This window comes from Serratia sp. BNK-23, from assembly GCF_047456145.1.
Lineage (GTDB): Bacteria > Pseudomonadota > Gammaproteobacteria > Enterobacterales > Enterobacteriaceae > Serratia > Serratia nematodiphila.
This window is the reverse complement of sequence record NZ_CP179900.1, coordinates 2,809,792-2,829,797: the sequence shown is the minus strand read 5'-3', so window position 1 is coordinate 2,829,797 and position 20,006 is coordinate 2,809,792. Positions and strand designations below refer to the sequence as shown.

The window sequence follows — 20,006 nt, the reverse complement described above, 5'->3', positions numbered from 1 at the left end:
CGCGCCCGGTGCTCATTCCCACTATCCCCAGATGCTAGCCAACTGCCATCCTGTGATGGGCTCGAACTCTGCCCGTCCGCCCTCGGCAAACAGGCTGAGGCGGCGATCTCCCTCCGTCGGATAAATGCGGCTGGTCAGGCAGGCCAATCCCTGATTAACGAAAATCTCCAGCGATGAACGGTCGATAAAGATCCGCAGCGACAGGATGTCACCCTCCGGCAGCGGCACGCTGCGGCAGGTGCTCAGGGCGGGGTTTTCATGAAAACGTTCCAGTACCAGTCGGTGCGCCTGATTATCGACGAACAGCCGCGCTGCACTCCCGATGGCCAGCCCGTAACGCTCGGCGTCGTTGTCGGCCGGTCTCAATGTCAGAGTGAGTTCCTGCACATCGTTCGCCAGCGGCAAATGCTGATTGGTCAGCGTCTGCGCCAAAAACGAGTGCGACGCTCGGCGCAGCGCCGCCAGTTCACGCGCCGGGTTCATGCGGACGCTGCCGTCGGCGGCCAGCGTCAGCTCGCGCGGCAGGGTGAGGGCGCCGGCCCAACGGTGCGCTTTGCTGGGCATCGGTGATTCCCACATATCCATCCAGGCAAACAGCAGCCGACGGCCGTCGGCGGCGGTGAAGGTCTGCGGCGCATAGAAATCGTGGCCGGCATCCAGCTCGCAGAAGGGCTGGGTCACCCTGAAGTCGCCGTCCGGCCGCCAATGGCCGAGCAGATAGCCGCTCTGGAAGCGATTGCGGTAGCGGTAGCCCTGCGCCGCCAGGCCCTGCGGCGAGAACAGCAGCAGGTGCTGTTCCCCCAGCGGGAAGAAATCCGGGCATTCCCACATATACCCTTGATGCGCCGTTTGCGCGCCGGCCAGCACCCGATCGAAGCGCCAGGCGCGCAGGTCTGCAGAACGGTACAGGCGTACCTGGCCCAGGCCGTTTTCTTTAGCGCCGACCACCAGCCACCATTCGCCGTTCTCGCGCCAGACTTTCGGATCGCGGAAATGCTGAATGCCGTCCGGCGGGGCCAGCACCGGCCCGTGCTTGACGAAGCGTATGCCGTCTTCGCTGGTGGCCAGACATTGCACTTCCCGCACCTGGCTGTCGTCGCCTGGCTCGCCCAGCCACACGTGGCCGGTGTAAATCAGCGTCAGCACGCCGTTGTCATCCACGGCGCAGCCGGAAAAGCAACCGTCTTGGTCATAGGACGCATCGGGTGCCAGGGCGATGGGCTGGTGCTGCCAGCGGATCAGATCGCGGCTGGTCGCGTGCCCCCAGTGCATGGGCCCCCAGTGTTCGCTGTAGGGGTGATGCTGGAAGAAGGCATGATAGACGCCGTCAATACAGATCAGACCGTTGGGATCGTTGATCCAGCCGGCGGGCGGCGCGAGATGAAACTGCGGGTAGTAATCATCTCGGCGCTCTGCGCGCAGGGCCTCGACCGCATGGTCGGCTTGAGCTAAGGCAGTGTTCATTGGACAGACTCACTTGATTTAATGGCGGATGGAAAGGGCGCTGCCGTGGCGGAACGTTCGCCGCGCAGCAGGAAACAGGAAACAAGCGTGGTGGCGGCGACCGCGCAGCCCATCAGCAGATAGGTGTCGGCAAAGCCGATGCGGTCATAACCGTAGCCCGCCAGCGGCGACAGGAAGCTGGCCATCACCTGGGTGATGAACTGAAAGCCCACCAGGTACAGCGTGGAGGAGAGGCGGCTGTCGAAGCGGCTGGCGATGTATTTGAAGATAGCGATCAGCAGGATCGGCAGCTCTACGGCGTGCAGCAGTTTCATGGCGGAGATCATCAAGGCGCCGCTGACCAAGCCGGAGCCGAACATGCGCAGCGCCATCACGCTGCCCGCCAGCAACAGCCCCCGCTTGGCGCCGATGCGGTTCACCAGCAGCGGAGCCAGAAACATACCGCCGGCTTCGAGGAAGACCTGCAGCGAGTTGAGAAAACCGTACATCTCGTTGCCCTGTTCGCGTGACGCGAACTGTGAGGCGAAGTAGACCGAAAATTGCTGATCGAAAATGTTGTATACGCTGATGCCGAGCACAAACACCACCAACGCCCAGAAGCCCGGCATGCGCAGCAGCGCCAGCGCGTCCTGCAGCCGCAGGTTCTCCGGTTTGCCAAACGCCAGGCCGGCCATGGCGTTCGGCTTCAGCTCGCGCACCTGGCTGAGCAGCAAAAGAAACACCACGGCGGCGGCGGAGGCCAGCCAGAAATTGATGTTCGGATCGATATTGAAGATAAAACCGGCCAGAAAGGTGGCGCTGGCCCAGCCGAGCGAGCCCCACATGCGGGCGCGGCCGAATTCGAAACCGCTGATGCGGCTGACGCGCTCGGTATAAGATTCCAGCGCGCCGATGCCGGCGAAGAAAGTGGCACCGATGAACAGTCCGCCGACCAACGCACCCAGCGGCAGGCTGCTCGCCAGCAGCGGGGCGTAAACGTAGATAAAGAACGGGCCGGTCAGCAGCAGCATCACGCCGAGAAACTGCAGCAGGTGCTTGCGCAGCCCAAGTTTGTCCTGAATAAACCCGTACAGCGGCTGTGCGCACAGCGCCACCAGCGAGATAGCGGAGAAGATCAGGCCGGTCTCGGCGCCTTTAAGACCGATCTTCTGATTCAGCCAGAGTGAGATCAGTGAAAAGCTGGAAGACCAGGTGAAGAAAAAGAAGAACAGCAGGCCGCTGAGCAGCATGTAATATTTTTTCGTTTCGCGGTTCATGGATAAGGTCCCGGTGAGTGAAATCAGCTTTATTGTTAACGTTAACTCGTGAAGGGATGAAGCTGTCCGATATCACACATGCGATGTTAATCACAAAAGTTAACGTTAACATTATTGATTTGTGATGTTTCTCACGCAGAGACGCGGATTAACGAGCGCGGTTACGCATCCTGCGGGGGGACATGAAACGGCGGTGATTGGCTGGCGGCCGCAAAGCGGGCGATCAAGAAATCCAACAGCAGGCGCACGCGCGGCGGCTGATAGGGCGAGCGGCGAAACACGGCGTAGATCCCGGCTTCATGCGGGGTGAAGTCGGGAAGAATGACGTTCAGACGCCCGCTGCGGATATCGTCCGCCGCATCCCAGATGGTTTTACGCGCGATGCCGTGCCCCGCTAAAGCCCACTGGCGCGCCAGCGCGCCGTCATTGGTCTCCCAGGCGCTCTCCAGCGGCACCGTGTGACTCCAGGCCTGGCCGTCCAGGGAGAAATGGAACGTATTCAGCGGGCCGGCTGCGGTCACCAGTACGATAAAACGATGGCCGGTGAGATCGGCCGGCGTGCGCGGCTCGCCATATTGCGCCAGATACGCCGGAGAGGCGCACAGCACGCGTCGGCTGGCGGCCAGGCGCCGCGCGATGAGCGTTTCTTCGCGCGGCGCGCCGAAACGAATGGCGATATCCAGATCGTCCTGCAGCAGGTTGGATAGGGAGTCCGACAGTGTCAGCGCGATCTGCAGCCGGGGGTGTTCGGCGCAAAATTCTTCAATCCACTGATTGAGAAGGTTGCGCCCGAAATCGGCGGAGGCCGAGAGGCGAAGTTTACCGCACACGCCGCTTTGGCTGGCCTGCAGAGCCGCCTCGCCGTCGGCAATCGCCTGCAACGCGAGGGTGCAGTGTTGCAGATAAATGCGCCCTTCTTCAGTGAGACGCAGGCGGCGAGTGGTGCGATCGAAGAGTTTACTGTGCAGCGCCGCTTCCAGCTTGAACAACCGCGCGCTGGCGGCGGCGGGGGAAAGGCCGAGTTTGCGGCCGGCGGCAGAAAGGCTGCCCGATGCCGCCGCTTCGGCAAATAAACGCATGTCGCCCAGTCTGTCCGTTGCCATTTTTATCAATCTGGATTTGAAAATAATTCAAATGGTAGGCCAATTATCAATCCGTATGCAAGGTGAGACGCTGATGACTCTGCAATTGACCATGGGAGTTGTTAGTAATGAATGTTCACTCTGTTTCCACCGATAACGATAATGCGCATGGCGCGCTGCCGCCGCTGAAAGCATTGCTGGCGCTGACGATGAGCAGCTTCATCGCGACCGCTAATGAGACTGTGCCGGCCGGCATGCTGCCGCAGATAGCCCGAGGCATGAGCATCAGCGAGGCGTGGGCGGGGCAAATGGTGACGTTGTGCGCGCTGGGCGCCGGGGCGGCGGCGATCCCGCTGACGTTAGCGCTGGGCGGGTGGCCGCGTCGCCGACTGCTGCTGTTGGCGATCGGCATCTTTTTGATCTGCAACGCGGTGACGGCGTTGTCACCCTGTTTTGGCGTGACGCTGGGGGCGCGCTTTTTGGTCGGCATCGCTACCGGGGTGACGTGGAGTCTGCTCGCGGGTTACGCGCGCCGCCTGGCCATCGTCTCATTGCAAGGGCGGGCGATGGCGATCGCCATGCTGGGGATCCCGCTGGCGTTGGCGTTGGGCGTACCGATGAGCGCCTGGCTTGGCGAACTGTTGGATTGGCGCTGGATTTTTGCCGTGCTGGCGAGCTTGAGCGCGTTGCTGCTAGTGTGGATCCGGCTGACGCTGCCCGAATTTTACGGTCGCCGAACGCCAGGCAATGCGCGTTTGCGTGAGGTTTTCTGTCTTCCCGGCGTGCGGCCTATCCTTGCCGTATTGGCGTGTTGGATCCTGGCTCATTACACGCTGTATACCTATCTTGCGCCCTATCTTGCCGCGCGCGGCCTGGCGGCCAGGGTGGATTTGGCGCTGTTGGCGTTCGGCATCGCCGCCGTTGCGGGCATTGCGCTGACCGGCTTATGGGTGGATCGCTGGCTGCGTGCGCTGGTGCTGTTCAGCCTGGCGGCCTTCGCGTTGGTGGCGCTGGCGTTTGGCGTGAACGGTTTGCCCGCCGGGGCGGTTTACGTTGGCATGGCGGCATGGGGATTGAGTTTCGGCGGTGCGCCAACGCTGTTGCAGACATCACTGGCGGATGCAGCGGGTGAGCATGCCGATCTCGCCCAGTCGCTGCTGGTCACTTTCTTTAATCTGGCTTTTGCCGTCAGCGGCGCGTTGGGCGGAATTCTGCTGGCAAACGTCGGCGCTAACGCCATCCCCTGGATGGCTTTTGTCCTGTTGCTGGTGGGGTGGAGCATTGCCTGGGGCAGTGCAAAGCGCGGCTTCAGCGCCGAACGCCGCGCCGCGGCGCGCTGAGGGGGGCGGCGTCGCCCCCTGTAGCGAGATTAACGTTCGTTCAGCGAACGCAGGTGATCGTCACGGCGCAGCGTCATCAGCGCAAACAGGCTGACCACCGACGTGGCGACCACGTAGTAGGCGGGAATATCGATATTGCCGGTCTGTTTGATGAGGCCGGTGATAATCAATCCGGCAGAGCCGGAAAACACCGCATTGGAAAGTGAGTAAGCCAGCCCCAAACCGGTGTAACGCACCCGGGTCGGGAACATCTCCGCCAGCATCGCCGGGCCGGGACCGGCCAGCAGGCCGACCACGGCGCCGGCGATCATCACTGCCAGCCCTTTGACCCACAGTGAACTTTGCGCATCCTGCAACAGGTGCAGCAGCGGAAAGGTGAACAGGATCACCGCCGCCACCGCCGTCAGCATCACCGTTTTTCGTCCCAGCCTGTCGCTGATGATGCCCGCCGGCAGAATGGTCAGGGCGAAACCGACGTTGGCCAGCACCGTCGCCACCAGCGCCTGTTGGAAGGTGGCGTGCAGCGAGGTTTGCAAATAGGAAGGCATCACCACCAGGAAGGTATAGCCGGCGGCCGACCAACCCATCATGCGGCCGATGCCGATCAGAATGGTTTTCACCACGCCGCCCAGTTTCGCTTCCGGCGGTGGGGCGGCGTGTTCCGCACGTTGCTGCGCCTGGGTGAACGTGGGCGTTTCCTCGAGCTTGAGCCGCAGCCACAGCGCCACGGCGCCCATCGGCAGCGCCAGCAGGAAGGGAATACGCCAGCCCCAGTCATGCAACTGCTGAGCGCTGAGCAGCGCGGCCAGCAGCGCCACCAGTCCGGCGCCGGCCAGCAGGCCGAGCGCGACGGTCAGCGATTGCCAGGCGCCGAACAGCCCGCGCTTGCCCTTGGGAGCAAACTCGGTCATCAGCGATACCGCGCCGCCGAATTCGCCGCCGGCGAACAACCCCTGAAACATGCGCAGCAGCGTCAGCAGCAGCGGGGCGGCGACGCCGATCGAAGCGTAGGTCGGCATGACGCCGATCAGCGCGGTGGCCAGCGTCATCAGCAGCAGAACCGCAATCAGCGTCGGCCGGCGGCCGATGCGATCGCCGATGCGGCCGAAGATCACCGCGCCGATCGGTCGGCAGAAAAACGCCAGCGCAAAGGCGGCGTAGGTGAGGATCAGGCTGGTGATTTCATTTTCACCCTGCAGGGTGAAAAAATTGGCGGCGATAACGGTGGCCAGGAACCCGTATACGCCGAACTCATACCATTCGATAAAGTTGCCGACCGAGCCGGCCAGCAACGCCTGACGCGAGCGGCGCGCGTCTAGAGTCTGTTGAGTCATCCCCGTTCCCATACATTTGAATTATTGTTCGTCAGTTCTAAATTTATACGACAAAACAATCAATTGATTTCAGCGGGAACTGTGAGGCGCTCAGCGCATGCCCTCGATGCGCCACCATCCGGGGCACACATCGGCGAAAACGCGGATTGCGCCGCATTGTGAGCCGTGTTCATCTGTGGCATGTTAATTGTTCAATTTATGTCACTATTTTGCGATGCCCCCATGAATGCTGCTTACCCGTTCAAACAGGGCGATCTGTTCGCCTTGACCGTTTTTCTTGCCGTTGCCACCCATCGCAGCTTTCACGCGGCGGCGGTGGAGCTGGAGGTGACGCCGTCGGCGGTCAGCCACTCGATAAAAAACCTGGAACAGCGGCTTGGGGTGAGGCTGTTCAACCGCACCACGCGCAGCGTGGCGCCGACCGAAGCGGGTGAGCGTTTGGCGGCGCAGCTGCGCCCGGCGCTGTCGTCTATTTCGCAGGCGCTGCATGAAGTGGATGAATGGCGCGCCACGCCGAGCGGCACCGTGCGCATCAACGCCAGCGAAGGGGCAGTCAGGCTGGTATTGCGTCCGTTGCTGGCCGATTTCCTGCGCGAGTACCCCCATATCCACCTGGACATCGTTTGCGACGGCAAGCTGAGCGATATCGTCGCCGAGGGGTTTGATGCCGGCATTCGGCTGGCGGAAGCCGTACCGCAGGACATGATCGCGATGCGCGTCAGCCCGCCCGTGCGTTTCGCCGCCATCGCCGCGCCCGGCTATTTCGCCGTCCATGGGCGCCCGGCGACGCCGCAGGATTTGCTGCGTCATAACTGCATCCGCTTTCGCTTCGACAGCGGCACGATTTACCGCTGGGAATTCGAACGTGATGGCGTGAGCGAGTCGATCGGCGTTACCGGCTCGCTGACGCTGACCGATCAGCCTCTGATGGTGGACGCCGCCATCGACGGTATCGGCATCGCTTTCGTTCCTGAACATTTGGCGCTGGAAGCGCTGCACGATGGGCGCCTGGAGCGCGCGCTGGACGCGTGGTGTCCGGCTTATCCGGGGCTGTGCCTCTATTACTCCGGCCATCGCCACGTGTCGGGCGCGCTGAAGGCGTTGATCGAGTATCTGCGCGCGGCGCAGTCCTGATGCGTTCGCGTTCTGCTTTTGGCTACGCCAATTAGTGAGCCGCCTTCATCTCCACAGTGAGGTTCGCCTGCATTGTTGCGGCGTGGAGCCTGCCTTACGCTCATGAGGAGACGCCGGGCAACCGCCGGGCGCCACCCTGCTGCGAGGAGTTGATGATGGATAAGAAGATGAAAGCGGTAGTTATGACCGGCGCCAACCGGCCCTGGGAAATCAGACAGGTGCCGATGCCCCGCACAGAGCCGGGCCAGGTTCTGGTCAAAGTGCACGCCTCGGGCATGTGTTATACCGACGTATGGGCGACGCAAGGATATGGCGGCGATATTTATCCGCAAACGCCCGGCCATGAAGTGGTGGGGGAAGTGGTTGAGGTGGGGGCCGGCGTGCATACGCGGCAGATTGGCGATCGCGTCGGCACCACCTGGGTGCAATCGGCCTGCGGCCGCTGCCCGTACTGCCGTGAAAATCGACCGCTAAGCGGGCAAACGGCGATGAACTGCCCGGCGCCGCGCACCACCGGTTTTGCCGCCCAGGGCGGCCACGCCGAGTATATCGCCATCGCCGCTGAAGGCACGGTGTTGCTGCCGGACGGGCTGTCTTACATCGACGCCGCGCCGATGATGTGTGCGGGGTATACCACCTGGAGCGGCCTGCGCGACGCGGCGCCGCTGCCGCATGAGACGGTGGCGGTGTTAGGCATTGGCGGGCTGGGGCACGTCGCGTTGCAGTTGTCCAAAGCCTGCGGTTTCGATACCGTTGCCATCACCCATTCGTCGGACAAGCACGCGCTGGCGAAGCAACTGGGCGCCGATCGCATCGTCGCCTCCGGGCAGGCGCTGCGGGAGAACGGCGGCGCGGACATTCTGCTGGTGACCACCAATGACTTCGACTCCGCGCAGGAGGCGATGAGCGGCTTGCGGGTAGATGGCCGCGTGGTGCTGTGCGGGCTGGACTTCAGTAAACCGTTCGCGATCTCTTCGGAAGGGGTGCCGTTCCATATGATGCGTCAGCGGGTGATCGGATCGACCCACGGTGGGCAGCACTACCTGAGTGAGGTGCTGAACCTGGCGGCGAAAGGCAAAGTGAAGCCGATGGTCGAGACTTTCACGCTGGATCAAGCCACGGAGGCTTATGAGCGGCTTGCCTCTGGCAACATGCGTTTTCGCGGCGTTTTCGTGCCGTCGGCGGCGTGAGAAAAGGGCCGAGGGTTCGGCCCTTGCAGACAGGTATGAAGGGCGCTGCGGCGCCCTGGTTGCTTTACAGCTTAGGCCCGGCCTTCACCAACTTTTCGCCCGCCGGGGTGACGGTATATTTGGCGAAGTTGTCGATAAAGCGCTGCGCCAGATCCTGCGCCTTCTCCTGCCACAGCGATTCGTCGGCGTAGGTTTTGCGCGGATCGAGGATCGACGGATCGACGCCCGGCAGTGCGGTCGGCACGTTCAGCCCGAAGATCGGCAGCGTGAAGGTCTCGGCCTGCTCAATGTCGCCATTCAAGATGGCGTCGATGATGCCGCGCGTATCTTTGATCGAGATACGCTTGCCGCTGCCGTTCCAGCCGGTGTTCACCAGGTAAGCCTGGGCGCCGGCGGCCTCCATGCGTTTCACCAGCACTTCGGCGTACTGCGTCGGGTGCAGCGTCAGGAACGCGGCGCCGAAGCAGGCGGAGAAGGTCGGCGTCGGCGCGGTGATGCCGCGTTCGGTGCCGGCCAGCTTGGCGGTGAAGCCGGACAGGAAGTGGTATTGAGTCTGCTCCGGCGTCAGGCGCGATACCGGTGGCAGCACGCCGAAGGCGTCGGCGGTCAGGAAGATGATTTTGCGCGCGTGGCCGGCTTTGGACACCGGCTTGACGATGTTCTCGATGTGATAAATCGGGTAAGAGACGCGGGTGTTCTCGGTTTTGCTGGCGTCGTCGAAGTCGATGCTGCCGTCGGCCAGCACGGTGACGTTTTCGAGCAGCGCATCGCGGCGGATCGCCTGATAGATTTCCGGCTCCGCCTGCGGCGACAGCTTGATGGTTTTGGCGTAGCAGCCGCCTTCGAAGTTGAACACGCCGTCGTCGTCCCAGCCGTGCTCGTCATCGCCGATCAGCTGACGCTTAGGATCGGTGGAGAGGGTGGTTTTGCCGGTGCCGGACAGGCCGAAGAATACCGCCACGTCGCCTTGCTCGCCGACGTTGGCCGAGCAGTGCATCGACGCGATACCCTGCAGCGGCAGCAGATAGTTCATGATCGAGAACAGGCCTTTCTTCATTTCGCCGCCGTACCAGGTGCCGCCGATCAGCTGCATGCGCTCGCTCAGATTGAAGGCGACGAAGTTCTCCGAGTGCAGCCCTTGCTGCTGCCAGTCCGGGTTGGTGCATTTGGCGCCGTTCATCACCACGAAGTCCGGCTCGAAGTCAGCCAGCTCTTCGTCGCTCGGGCGGATAAACATGTTTTTCACGAAGTGCGCCTGCCAGGCCACCTCGGTGATGAAGCGCACTTTCAGACGCGTGTCGGCGTTGGCGCCGCAGAACGCGTCCACCACGAACAGACGCTTGCCGGAGAGCTGATTGCCCACCAGCGTCTTCAGATGCTGCCAGACTTCCGGCGAGAGCGGCTGGTTGTCGTTCTTGCCGGTGCCGTTGTCCGACCACCAGACGGTATCGCGCGTGGTGTCGTCGCGCACGATGTATTTGTCCTTCGGCGAACGGCCGGTAAATTCACCGGTCGCGACGTTGACCGCGCCCAGTTGGGTGAGGGTGCCGCGCTCCAGCGGCGGCAGGTCGGCGCGGGTCTCTTCGGCGAACAGCAATTCATAACTGGGGTTATAGACGATGTCGGCGGCCTGATGGATGCCGTAGCGAGCGAGGGTTTGTGGGGTAACAGCGCGTGAAGACATATTCTACTTCCTTATGAGTCATATTATGCCTCTTTCCCGTGCGGTGCCGCGCGCAGGATTGAGATTCGGATCAAGCTGACCGGATTCAGCTAATGCGTTTCCGGTTCTTTATTAATAAAACAGGGGGATTTTTCGCCCTCCTATAGCATAGCAGCGAATTTAAGCCTGCTTACTTTAATTACAAAATGCTGACGATAATTAATTAAAACCAACCTTGGTGGAGGGTCACAATATTGAATTTCGCCGGCGTAATTTAGTTTTGCATTTTTATTTTTTATCATATTGTCAGGGCTGTCTACTGTTTTATTTCTTATTAGAAAAAGCGAAATCCACAATAGGATTTTTCGTAATCATTTGTTTTTGCTTGGCTATGGCAGAGTTTTTGCGCCAGGTGAATCTAACCGTACTGTACGCTTGTCAGCAGGGTGAATAATGAAACAGATAAATGCAGAACTGGCCTGTGATAAAAATACGGCATCGTCCGAATCCTCAGGGTTAATTAATCAACTTCGTCAAATGGATATCGGCGCGGTACCGATCGCCTTGTTTATCACGATTTGCGCCATCGTGGCGATTTCCGCCTACGCCAACTTCCTGCCAAAGAATATGATCGGCGGCCTGGCGGTGATAATGACGCTGGGCTTTGCGCTGGCGCAGTTGGGAAAAAGTATTCCCGTGCTGCGCGATATCGGCGGGCCGGCCATTCTGTGTTTGATGGTGCCGTCGGTGCTGGTCTATTTCAATGTCTTCCAGCCTAACGTCATGGGCACCGTCCATCTGCTGATGAAAGACGCCAACCTGCTCTATTTCGTCATCGCCAGTCTGGTGGTCGGCAGCATTCTCGGCATGAACCGGGTGATCCTGATCCAGGGGATGATTCGCATGTTCGTGCCGCTGGTGGTGGGCACGATCACGGCGGTGATCACCGGGCTGCTGGTGGGCAAGCTGTTTGGCTTTACCTTCTATCACACCTTCTTCTTCATCATCGTGCCGATCATCGGCGGCGGCATCGGCGAGGGGATTTTACCGCTGTCGCTGGCCTATTCGGCGATCCTGGGCTCAACGCCGGACGTCTATGTCGCGCAGCTGGCGCCGGCGGCGGTGCTGGGTAACATCTTCGCCATCGTGACCGCCGGGGTGCTGGCGCGCATTGGTATGCAGCGCAAGGCGCTGAGCGGCGACGGCATGCTGATCCGTTCGGCGCAGGAGAACGCGATGTTCGCCATCAAGGAGCAAGGCGGCAACGTCGATTTTCAACTGATGGGCGGCGGGCTGCTGGTGATCTGCGCCTTCTTTATCGTCGGCGGCCTGTTCGAACACATCGTGCATATTCCCGGCCCGGTGCTGATGATCCTGTTCGCGGTGCTGTGCAAGTACTGCCGGGTGATCCCGGCTTCGATGGAAACCGGCGCGCACAGTTTCTACAAGTTCGTCTCCACCGCGCTGGTGTGGCCGCTGATGATCGGTCTGGGCATGCTGTACGTGCCGCTGGAAAGCGTGGTGGCGGTGTTCTCGGTCGGTTATGTGGTGGTCTGCGGCTCGGTAGTGCTGTCGATGGGGCTGGTCAGTTTCCTGATTGCGCCTTACCTGAAGATGTTTCCGGTGGAAGCGGCGATTGTCACCTGTTGTCACAGTGGCCTGGGCGGCACCGGTGACGTGGCGATCCTGTCGGCGTCGAACCGCATGGGGCTGATGCCGTTCGCCCAAATCGCCACGCGCATCGGCGGCGCTTCCACGGTCATCGGTGCGACGCTGCTGCTTGGTTGGTTAGTCTGAGTCCAGAGTATCTTATGGATAACCGGGGTTGGATTGCCCCGGTTTTTTTATGCATTTTTTTTCGCTTATCGTGATAGTGCTGATTATTGCCTTGAAAATCATTCGTGTGGCGCAAATGCATAGCCGTACTTTATCTAAGAAAATTCTGTAATCGGTGAAAATGTGTCTATTCTTTTCTCTTAAGGGATTATCGTTCTCATTCAGAGTGCCGAGGGAAGGCGCCATCGCATTACCGATATCCCCGTATTGATTCAACACCGGGCCGCTGCCGTTCAGGCAATCCGCCAGTTGGGGCATCCCCCCGATTGAATTGACGAATATGGAGATAAGGTTATGTCATCAAGCAATGCTTCCGTTAAGGCCGAAGGCGTATTAGCCCTGCTGGGCGCTTATAAACCCGATGAAGACGACACCATTACCGTGCTTCATCCGTCGAAAACGTTCGAAAACGCCGGCCTGGAGCTGGTGCGCGGCGATCGCAGTTGGCACGACAAGGGCGTGACCGACACGCCGGTCTCTCTGACCTACAGCTTCTGGGAAAAGGCGCCGGGCAACATGTCGAGCATGGGCATCAGCGGCTTCAGCAGCTTTAACCCCGAACAGCGCGAGCAGGCTAAACTGTCGCTGCAGTCATGGTCAGACGTGGCTAACATCACCTTCACTGAAACCAGCAACACCGCCGCCGCCAACATCAAATTCGGCCTGTTCGACTACAGCTCGCGCGGCTCCTATGCCTTCGCGTATAACCCGGACACCTCGCCTTCGGTCGCCGGGCAGACCTGGTATAACGCCAAGAACCACACCTTCGTCAACAACCAGATCCATGAGAACGAGTACGGTCGCCAGACCTTCACCCATGAAATCGGCCATGCGTTGGGGCTGCAGCACCCGGGCGACTATAACGCCGCACCGGGCGTCAGCATCACCTACGCTAAAGACGCGACCTACTTTGAGGACAGCCGCGCGCACAGCCTGATGAGCTATTTCAGCGAAAGCAACACCGGGCAGGACTTTAAAGGCGCGTACTCTTCCGGGCCGTTGCTCAATGACATCACGGCGATCCAGCATTTCTACGGCGCCAACATGACCACCCGCACCGGTGATACGGTTTACGGTTTCAATTCCAACACCGATCGCGACTTCCTCACCGCCACCGGCGCGCAGGACAAAATAATCTTCACCGCCTGGGACGCCGGCGGCAACGACACCTTCGATTTCTCCGGCTTTGGCCAGAATCAGCGCATCAACCTGAATGAAAAGGCGTTCTCGGACGTCGGCGGCCTGAAAGGCAACGTGTCTATCGCTGCCGGCGTAACGATTGAAAACGCCATCGGCGGGGCGGGTAACGATGTGCTGGTGGGCAACGCCGCCGATAACGTGCTCAAGGGCGGCGCGGGCGATGACGTGCTGTACGGCGGTAAGGGGGCGGATCAGCTGTGGGGAGGCGCCGGCAAGGACACCTTCGTCTATTTCGCGGCGGAAGAGTCAACGGCGGCGGCGCCGGATTGGATCCGCGACTTCGTGCGCGGCGAGGACAAGATCGATCTGACGCTGTTCAACACCGGCAGCGCCGACGGCATCCGCTTCGTCGATCAGTTCAGCGGCAAGGCGGGCGAGGCGACGCTGAGCTACGATGCGCAAAATCACGTCAGTGACGTGGCGATCAACCTGGGCGGCGCCTTTGACGGCAGCGATTTCCTGGTGAAAGTGGTGGGACAGCCGCTGGATGCGGGTGATTTCGTGCTGGCCTGATGGAGGCAACAAAAATAGGGCACTTTGGGCAAAAACCCGACAATTCCTATTAATTACGTCATATTAGCGTGACATAGTAGCGCGCAGAAGGCCGGGCTTGCATACCTCGGGCTTCTGTCGGATCGCCAACCTTCTTCGGTTGGCGATTCATTTTCCGCCTTTCAGCATGTTGATGGCGGCGCCGAGCAGGATGCGCCGTTCGATATCGTTGCTGTCCGCCAGCTGCCGCGCCAGATGTTTTTCCAGCGTTTCCACCGACAGCGCTTCGCCGCGATGACGCAGCTGCATCACGCCGTCGCCGATCAGGCGTGCGACCTCATCCCATACGGGTTTAATCTCCTGTTCCGAGAACGTCATGGCTTACCTCGGTTGGTTGATTTTTGCCCAATGTAGCAGCTGAGCTGCGGCTTCGCTAGCCGCCGCCTAAAACAGGAAGCATAAAAAACAAGCCATCAGTATTTCTTCTGGTTTTTACGCTCAATACTTGCGGTGTCGAAAAGCAGGAGAAAACATCATGAACTGGGTCGAAACCTTGGCGGAGTACTACCGCCTAAGCCGCACGGGTGAAACGCAGCATTGGCTGTGTCGCCGCTGGTTGCTTCAGGGGGAGGCGCGTTTGGCCTATTTGCGGGAGTTGCTGGAGCCGACCGCGCCACGGCGGCGGTGAACAGGGCGCCGGCGTTGCCGGCGTCATTTCGCGGGATCAACCGAAGGCGATCGCCGCCCAACGCAACAGCAGCAGCGCCAGGCAGATCAGCAGCAGCACCACCACCATTTTACCGAGCTTGTTGCCCATGCGTTTTGTTGCCACGCTGCCCTCCCTTTTAGCTGAAATACCACCCGCCGGCGAGGAGGATGAGGAAAAGCGTCACTAACGCGACGCCGTTGAGTAAGTCGCTGAACGTATCGTCAGCATCGATGTCATTTTGCCGCATGTTACCGCCTGGCGGACGCCATTGGGTGAATAATGTTCACAGTATGCGCCCCGCAGCGCGACAGGCACAGCGAAGAACGGTAAAAACGCGTAAAGGTGGCGGTGGCGGAACGCGCAGTCGCGCCTGCGACGGATGCAGACGGCCGGCAATACGTTGTACTATCCTGTCTGCATTGAGGCATTTTTCCAAAAGGTATAATCATGGCGACGGCAATTCCACAGAAATACGAACACCTTGAGCGTTGGGCATTCGGCGATACCGAGCAGCAGGCCGATGAAGTGGTGCAATTGATCCTCAATGGCACCAAAACGGCCACCTGTTCCAACCTGGACGGCGAGGGGATCCCGCAGGCCGGCGATCTGTTCCTGGTGGTGGACGGCAAGGGGGAGCCGGTCTGCGCGGTCGAGCTGACCGCGGTGGAAATGAAAACTTACGATCAGGTCGATGAAGCGCACGCCTTTGCCGAAGGCGAGGGCGATCGCTCGCTGGCGCATTGGCGCAAAGAGCTGCAGCGCTTCTTCGAAGCGTACGATCTGTTCTCGCCGGACATGACGCTGGTGCTGATGAATTTCAAAGTTGTCGACAAGTTCTAAACTGATGCGCGCCGTTCCCTACGAGTGCCAGTGGGCGAGCCCGGAGTTGGCCGCCGATCTGATAGCCGGCCGCGCGACGCTGGCGCAAGACGAAAATTGGGCGCGCAGCGGCGCCCGCGATCGGGCAGAGTACATCGAGTGGGCCAACCACGTGTGCGGCATGGCCTGCCTGAAAATGGTGCTGGGCCATCGCGACGGCGAAACGCCGCCGCTGTTGGAACTGGCGCGCCGCAGCCTGCCCTACGGCGCCTATGTGCGCGAGGGTGAACGGATAAAGGGCCTGATTTACGCGCCGTTCGTCGAGTACGTGCGCGAGCAGTTCGCGCTGCAAGCGGAGGTGAAGGTGGGGCTGGACGCTGCCGACGTGCCGGCGCTGCTTAGCGAATGCCGCTACTTTATCGCTTCGGTGCATCCCGCCATTCGCCGGCCGGAGAGCACGCCGCCGCACAGGGGCGGGCATCTGGTGCTGATCACCGCCGCCGATGCGCAAAGCGTGACCTTCCACAACCCTTCGGGCGACAGCCCGGCGACGCGCGAGCGGGTATGCCTGCCGCTCAGCCGCTTCGCCCCTTTCTTTGCCGGCCGCGGCATCGCCATCGCATAAGAAAACGCGCTGTTTCCGATGAAAACAGCGCGTTGTCAGCCGTTCTGATGCACTATCATGCCAGCCGCATCACCCAGGCGTCCGCCTGCCGATCGTAGTGTTGCTTGTACAGCAGCGACTGTTTGCCGTCGAGGATCGCCGGGATGCTGGTATGTTCATCCCAGCCGTCCAGCTGCATGCACAGATCCGGATCGGACTTGCAGGGAATGCTCAGGGTGCCGGCACGGTCGGCGCCGGCGTGAAGATGCGCGTCATCGACCTCGAAGCTGCCAATTTTTACGACGGTTTTGCTCATGGGAACTCCTTGCTCAATGGTGTGGTAGGAGGTTAGACCAGTTCAGTCATCGGTAAGAGCATAGCCAAATGAGCAAAAAATGCCACATAAAAATTACATTTTGGAAACAATTTCCACGCCGGCAAAACACAACGCCTAGTACTCCACCACAAAACTGAGGTTGTCTTGATAGCTGCCGACCGCCACTTCCGTCTGCGCCGCATTGACCGCCGCCTTATACGGGATGCTTTGCGCCAGCCCGGTGCCGGCGCCGCTCTGTTTGTTGGTGCTATCCCAAACGGTCGTCGTATTAGGCAAGTAAATCTGGTACTGCATGAAGTTGCTGGTGCCGCTTTTCATGCGCCGCCAACCGGTGACCGGGTTATTGCCGTTGGTGAAATAGGTGTTGTATCCCTCGGTTTTGGTGCAGGTCAGGGTGATGCTCTGATTGACAGGATTGAACTGCCCGACCAACGCCATGCTGCCGAAGTTGACGTTGGGCGCGGTGCCGATCAGGCAATCTTTGGTGATGGTGACGCTGACGCTGACCGTGCTGGGTTTATCGACGCCGTCCCACCAAACGCACAGGCCGAGCACGCCCAGACCGCAAATATGGTAATTCCAGATCAGGTTGATGCTGTCGGTATAGGTTCCTGCGCGCACGTTGGCGCCGGCGGTGGTTTTGATATACAGCGGAAAGTTGACGTTGGAGGAAATCAGGATCAGCGACAGCAGGTTGAGCGAGCTGTAGTCGATGGTTTGGCCGATGCTGTAAGGATATTGGTAGTTGGCGTCGGGGTAGATCAGGTAAGCGATTTTATCGCCGGAACCGTCGGTGTTGGCAACCGCCATATTGTTGGTGGTGGAGGCGATTTTGACCGTGACGGTGTTTTGCGACAGCAAACTGAGCCCGAGCCCGGTGCAGTTGAGGCCGGCAGTGCCCTGGGCGTTAATCTGCCCGTTGTAGACCACGAAAGAGCTGCTTCCCGGTAAGGTGACGGTGCCGTTGGTGGTGGCGCAGTCGGCGAATGCGCGCTGACAGAGCAGCAGCGAGAGGGTTAGCAATAAGGCTTTCAATCCCCGAAACATAGTGACTCTCCGTCGTTGAATTAGCGGCAGACAACCGGGCCGACGCGCTGGATGCCCTGAGGCTTCGCCAGACTGAATTCCGCCTGACACGGCGGGCCGCCGTCGGCCGGGATCACGCTCAGGCGATTGTGTTGTTGCACCGGGTCGATATAGGTCATGCCGTCCCAACCGACATAGCTTTGCTGATTGCCGCCAACCACCGCCACCTGGCTGCCGTTGGCCAGCGGTTTGCCTTGCTCGTCAACCAGTTCGACGTCGGCGGCGGAGATGGGTTGGATGGGGAACTCAACCAGAAAACCGCTGTGATCGCGAATGGCGACGGTTTTTTCCACCGTCGGCAGCGCAACGTCGGCGGGCAGGCTAAGCGGATCAATCTGGAATTTCGCATGGTAGTAAGAGGTGACGGTCGGCACCAGTAAATAGCCCTGGGCATCGGTCTTGCCGATCGGCTGGTTCTCATAGCTCACCGGAATGTCGGCGTATCCTTGCGTGGACACCAGCGCAAAGGCATCGTTGATGGTGTTGGTGGCGTATACGCCGCCGTTCATCGCCACCAGCGAACCGCTGATTTCGCCCCAGTGGTTGGTTTCATCGCGGGTACCGTATACGCCCGCTCGGGCTTCGAGTCTGCGGGTTCGCCAGGTCAGATCCGCCTGGCGGTAATCGCCGCCGCTCGGGTTATTGGCGTAGGCCAGATTCCAGCCGAAACCGCCATCGGTCGGCGCGGCGCGGCTGTAGCTGACGCGTTCGCTCCAGCGGTTATTGTTGTCGCGCGCGGCGCTGAGGCTGGCCGTGCCCCAGCTGTCAAACGGAATGGAGAGCTGCAGTTGGGCGCTGTAACCGCTGCTGCCGATTTCCCGGTTGAGGGAGGCGTACAGGCTGCTGTTGCGCCAAAGCGACACACTGTAGGACAGGTTCACCAGGCGGGTCCGTTGAGCGATGGCGTCGCGAACGTCAAAATAACCGGCGCCGAGGCTGCCTAGCCGGCCCAGGCTGACGCTGCCGGTCAACTGATCGGTGCGACGGCTCAGACGGTAGTCGCTTTTATACACGGAAATGTCGCCAAAATCGGCGCTGCGCAGGATGCGTTGCGCGTTGAGGCTGAAACGTGGGTTGCTGTAGGTGTAGCCAAAGCTGCTTTGATCGCCGTGGTTGCCGGTGTAGCGATAGACGGGCTGAGGATCTGGCTGCTGCAACGGCCTGCCGGTCAGCGGGTCATAATAGGTGGGGGATGGTATCGGCCGGCCGCCGTTAAACGCGTCGTCGCCGGCCTGGCTGACGCTGTAGGACGCGTTGAGAACCCCCCATTGTCCGACGCGAATGTCGGCGCCGCCGCCGCCGACCGCCAACTCGGCTGCGCCTTCGGCGCGTCCTTCCAGGGTTAACCAATCAGTGACGCCGTAACGTAAACTGGCGCTGCCTACCCATTGCCCGTAATCGGCAGAATTCAACCCGTAGTTGCGTCGCAGCAAGCCGGTGGAAATGCTGAAATCGCTCATGCCGGTCTGCAGCAGGTTGCTGGCCACGTAGAACGGTACCGTGGTGCTGACCTGGCGGCCGAGGGCGTCGGTGGTGACGACGGTGGCCTGACCCGCGCCGTTGATGTAGGGCACGCTGTTGAGGGTAAACGGGCCGGGATTAATGTTGGTGGTGCTGTTTTTATAGCTGTTGATGTATAAATCGACGCTGCTGGGCAATGCCGCCTGGCCGGAAAACTGCGGCAACGGGTAGGTGATAAGATCCGGGCGCACCGCGAAATTGCGCGCCAATTGCAAGCCGCCGATGCGCACGGCGCTGCTCCAGGGGAGCGAGCCGGTGGTAAGGTCACCGGCGATCACACTCAGCATCCGTTGATCATCGTTGAAACGCCAGTAGCTGTCGTACCGAATATAGCGGCCGCCATCGTCGTTTGGCCCGCCGTTAAACCCGCTGCGGTAGATGCCGGTGTTGGCGACGACGCCGAACCCGTCGAACAGGCGCTGTTCGCTCCACGCCGACAGGTAGCCCGGCCGGCCATTGCCGTTGCTTTGGCTGGCGTAGATGTCGTAGTTGAACAGCAAACCGAGGCTGCTTTGCGCCGGCAAGCGCTGCAACGGTGAACGGGCGCCGATGGTTTGCTGTGGCAACCAGTCGTTGGGCACGTTGATCAGCAACTGCTGGCTCTCGCCGCTGTAGCTGACATCCACCTTCTCCAGCCGATCGACGGCGATTTCTTTCGCCTGTTTATCCGCTACCGGCAGCCCGGCGTCGAGCAGTTGTTGGGGTGTCATGTAGTAATGGCCGCCGCGGTAGTTGACCGGCACGACGTTGCCGGTTTGGCGCCCGTTGACGACCGGCTCCAGATACAGCGTGGTGTCCGGCATGCTGACGGCGCTGGGCGGCGGCGGCAGATCGTCGCCGAGCGCAAACGGCAGCCAGCCGCCGGCCGCCATGCTCAGCATGGCAAACGTCAGCGGCTTAAGGCTGAAGCGCCGCGTCGATAGCCTCCCTGTCGGCTGC

The 20,006-nt window shown here is 60.6% G+C and carries 18 protein-coding genes; 8 read left to right on the top strand and 10 right to left on the bottom strand.

Translation table 11 applies throughout. The features are described from left to right. Positions 1–21 precede the first annotated feature (21 nt). The 3 genes from ACMGF9_RS13360 to ACMGF9_RS13350 form a co-directional block, all read right to left on the bottom strand. The gene (locus ACMGF9_RS13360) at positions 22–1,464 is read right to left on the bottom strand and encodes a glycoside hydrolase family 32 protein (RefSeq protein ID WP_414160276.1); all 1,443 of its coding nucleotides are present in this window, start codon (positions 1,462–1,464) and stop codon (positions 22–24) included. Continuing rightward, the gene (locus ACMGF9_RS13355) at positions 1,461–2,720 is read right to left on the bottom strand and encodes an MFS transporter (RefSeq protein ID WP_414160275.1); all 1,260 of its coding nucleotides are present in this window, start codon (positions 2,718–2,720) and stop codon (positions 1,461–1,463) included. Before ACMGF9_RS13355 ends, ACMGF9_RS13360 begins: the two co-directional genes overlap by 4 nt. Before the next feature lie 161 nt (positions 2,721–2,881). Next, on the bottom strand, positions 2,882–3,823 hold the full coding sequence (locus tag ACMGF9_RS13350; RefSeq protein WP_075684873.1) for a LysR family transcriptional regulator: 942 nt from the start codon (positions 3,821–3,823) through the stop codon (positions 2,882–2,884). Positions 3,824–3,930: 107 nt separating this feature from the next. On the opposite strand from ACMGF9_RS13350, the gene ACMGF9_RS13345 reads away from it, so the two are divergent. Continuing rightward, positions 3,931–5,142, top strand: coding sequence for an MFS transporter (locus ACMGF9_RS13345; protein ID WP_076740299.1), 1,212 nt, complete (start codon positions 3,931–3,933; stop codon positions 5,140–5,142). Positions 5,143–5,171: 29 nt separating this feature from the next. Here ACMGF9_RS13345 and ACMGF9_RS13340 read toward each other — a convergent pair whose 3' ends face one another. Further along, positions 5,172–6,476 (bottom strand): MFS transporter, encoded by a 1,305-nt coding sequence (locus ACMGF9_RS13340; protein ID WP_275095792.1) that lies wholly within the window; start codon positions 6,474–6,476, stop codon positions 5,172–5,174. Positions 6,477–6,698: 222 nt separating this feature from the next. Between ACMGF9_RS13340 and ACMGF9_RS13335 the strand changes: the two genes are divergently transcribed. After that, positions 6,699–7,610 carry a LysR family transcriptional regulator gene (locus ACMGF9_RS13335; protein WP_004941330.1) on the top strand — a complete coding sequence of 304 codons (912 nt, stop codon included), beginning with the start codon at positions 6,699–6,701 and terminating at the stop codon, positions 7,608–7,610. Between the two features lie 167 nt (positions 7,611–7,777). Next, positions 7,778–8,800 (top strand): alcohol dehydrogenase catalytic domain-containing protein, encoded by a 1,023-nt coding sequence (locus ACMGF9_RS13330; protein WP_414160274.1) that lies wholly within the window; start codon positions 7,778–7,780, stop codon positions 8,798–8,800. A 64-nt stretch (positions 8,801–8,864) separates the two neighbouring features. Here the strand turns inward: ACMGF9_RS13330 and pckA are convergent, their stop codons facing one another. After that, on the bottom strand, positions 8,865–10,484 hold the full coding sequence (gene pckA, locus ACMGF9_RS13325) for a phosphoenolpyruvate carboxykinase (ATP) (RefSeq protein WP_015377656.1): 1,620 nt from the start codon (positions 10,482–10,484) through the stop codon (positions 8,865–8,867). Positions 10,485–10,916: 432 nt separating this feature from the next. On the opposite strand from pckA, the gene ACMGF9_RS13320 reads away from it, so the two are divergent. Beyond that, positions 10,917–12,260, top strand: a complete 1,344-nt coding sequence (locus ACMGF9_RS13320) for a 2-hydroxycarboxylate transporter family protein (protein ID WP_015377657.1) — start codon at positions 10,917–10,919, stop codon at positions 12,258–12,260. Positions 12,261–12,593: 333 nt separating this feature from the next. Next, the gene (locus tag ACMGF9_RS13315) at positions 12,594–14,012 is read left to right on the top strand and encodes a serralysin family metalloprotease (protein WP_118911582.1); all 1,419 of its coding nucleotides are present in this window, start codon (positions 12,594–12,596) and stop codon (positions 14,010–14,012) included. A 147-nt stretch (positions 14,013–14,159) separates the two neighbouring features. Here ACMGF9_RS13315 and ACMGF9_RS13310 read toward each other — a convergent pair whose 3' ends face one another. Continuing rightward, positions 14,160–14,369 carry a hypothetical protein gene (locus tag ACMGF9_RS13310; protein ID WP_004931526.1) on the bottom strand — a complete coding sequence of 70 codons (210 nt, stop codon included), beginning with the start codon at positions 14,367–14,369 and terminating at the stop codon, positions 14,160–14,162. 157 nt (positions 14,370–14,526) lie between these two features. On the opposite strand from ACMGF9_RS13310, the gene ACMGF9_RS13305 reads away from it, so the two are divergent. Beyond that, positions 14,527–14,679 carry a hypothetical protein gene (locus ACMGF9_RS13305; RefSeq protein ID WP_004931524.1) on the top strand — a complete coding sequence of 51 codons (153 nt, stop codon included), beginning with the start codon at positions 14,527–14,529 and terminating at the stop codon, positions 14,677–14,679. A 36-nt stretch (positions 14,680–14,715) separates the two neighbouring features. Here ACMGF9_RS13305 and yniD read toward each other — a convergent pair whose 3' ends face one another. Then, positions 14,716–14,808 carry a small membrane protein YniD gene (gene yniD / locus ACMGF9_RS13300; RefSeq protein ID WP_021505513.1) on the bottom strand — a complete coding sequence of 31 codons (93 nt, stop codon included), beginning with the start codon at positions 14,806–14,808 and terminating at the stop codon, positions 14,716–14,718. Positions 14,809–15,147: 339 nt separating this feature from the next. On the opposite strand from yniD, the gene ACMGF9_RS13295 reads away from it, so the two are divergent. Together ACMGF9_RS13295 and ACMGF9_RS13290 are read left to right on the top strand one after the other, a co-directional pair. Beyond that, positions 15,148–15,540, top strand: coding sequence for an ASCH domain-containing protein (locus ACMGF9_RS13295; RefSeq protein WP_044031382.1), 393 nt, complete (start codon positions 15,148–15,150; stop codon positions 15,538–15,540). Positions 15,541–15,544: 4 nt separating this feature from the next. After that, complete coding sequence (locus tag ACMGF9_RS13290; protein ID WP_021505511.1) at positions 15,545–16,144, top strand: C39 family peptidase; 600 nt, start codon at positions 15,545–15,547, stop codon at positions 16,142–16,144. A gap of 55 nt (positions 16,145–16,199) precedes the next feature. Here the strand turns inward: ACMGF9_RS13290 and ACMGF9_RS13285 are convergent, their stop codons facing one another. The 3 genes from ACMGF9_RS13285 to ACMGF9_RS13275 form a co-directional block, all read right to left on the bottom strand. Further along, positions 16,200–16,439, bottom strand: coding sequence for a DUF1480 family protein (locus ACMGF9_RS13285; protein WP_004931517.1), 240 nt, complete (start codon positions 16,437–16,439; stop codon positions 16,200–16,202). 135 nt (positions 16,440–16,574) lie between these two features. Then, positions 16,575–17,507 carry a spore coat protein U domain-containing protein gene (locus ACMGF9_RS13280; RefSeq protein ID WP_004931514.1) on the bottom strand — a complete coding sequence of 311 codons (933 nt, stop codon included), beginning with the start codon at positions 17,505–17,507 and terminating at the stop codon, positions 16,575–16,577. A 20-nt stretch (positions 17,508–17,527) separates the two neighbouring features. Further along, positions 17,528–19,948 carry a fimbria/pilus outer membrane usher protein gene (locus tag ACMGF9_RS13275; RefSeq protein WP_021505509.1) on the bottom strand — a complete coding sequence of 807 codons (2,421 nt, stop codon included), beginning with the start codon at positions 19,946–19,948 and terminating at the stop codon, positions 17,528–17,530. Between the last annotated feature and the right edge of the window lie 58 nt (positions 19,949–20,006).

Coding starts and splice junctions, on each gene's coding strand:
- ACMGF9_RS13360 (WP_414160276.1), bottom strand. CDS start 1,464: ATGAACACTGCCTTAGCTCAAGCCGACCATGCGGTCGAGGCCCTGCGC.
- ACMGF9_RS13355 (WP_414160275.1), bottom strand. CDS start 2,720: ATGAACCGCGAAACGAAAAAATATTACATGCTGCTCAGCGGCCTGCTG.
- ACMGF9_RS13350 (WP_075684873.1), bottom strand. CDS start 3,823: ATGGCAACGGACAGACTGGGCGACATGCGTTTATTTGCCGAAGCGGCG.
- ACMGF9_RS13345 (WP_076740299.1), top strand. CDS start 3,931: ATGAATGTTCACTCTGTTTCCACCGATAACGATAATGCGCATGGCGCG.
- ACMGF9_RS13340 (WP_275095792.1), bottom strand. CDS start 6,476: ATGACTCAACAGACTCTAGACGCGCGCCGCTCGCGTCAGGCGTTGCTG.
- ACMGF9_RS13335 (WP_004941330.1), top strand. CDS start 6,699: ATGAATGCTGCTTACCCGTTCAAACAGGGCGATCTGTTCGCCTTGACC.
- ACMGF9_RS13330 (WP_414160274.1), top strand. CDS start 7,778: ATGAAAGCGGTAGTTATGACCGGCGCCAACCGGCCCTGGGAAATCAGA.
- pckA (WP_015377656.1), bottom strand. CDS start 10,484: ATGTCTTCACGCGCTGTTACCCCACAAACCCTCGCTCGCTACGGCATC.
- ACMGF9_RS13320 (WP_015377657.1), top strand. CDS start 10,917: ATGAAACAGATAAATGCAGAACTGGCCTGTGATAAAAATACGGCATCG.
- ACMGF9_RS13315 (WP_118911582.1), top strand. CDS start 12,594: ATGTCATCAAGCAATGCTTCCGTTAAGGCCGAAGGCGTATTAGCCCTG.
- ACMGF9_RS13310 (WP_004931526.1), bottom strand. CDS start 14,369: ATGACGTTCTCGGAACAGGAGATTAAACCCGTATGGGATGAGGTCGCA.
- ACMGF9_RS13305 (WP_004931524.1), top strand. CDS start 14,527: ATGAACTGGGTCGAAACCTTGGCGGAGTACTACCGCCTAAGCCGCACG.
- yniD (WP_021505513.1), bottom strand. CDS start 14,808: ATGGGCAACAAGCTCGGTAAAATGGTGGTGGTGCTGCTGCTGATCTGC.
- ACMGF9_RS13295 (WP_044031382.1), top strand. CDS start 15,148: ATGGCGACGGCAATTCCACAGAAATACGAACACCTTGAGCGTTGGGCA.
- ACMGF9_RS13290 (WP_021505511.1), top strand. CDS start 15,545: ATGCGCGCCGTTCCCTACGAGTGCCAGTGGGCGAGCCCGGAGTTGGCC.
- ACMGF9_RS13285 (WP_004931517.1), bottom strand. CDS start 16,439: ATGAGCAAAACCGTCGTAAAAATTGGCAGCTTCGAGGTCGATGACGCG.
- ACMGF9_RS13280 (WP_004931514.1), bottom strand. CDS start 17,507: ATGTTTCGGGGATTGAAAGCCTTATTGCTAACCCTCTCGCTGCTGCTC.
- ACMGF9_RS13275 (WP_021505509.1), bottom strand. CDS start 19,948: ATGCTGAGCATGGCGGCCGGCGGCTGGCTGCCGTTTGCGCTCGGCGAC.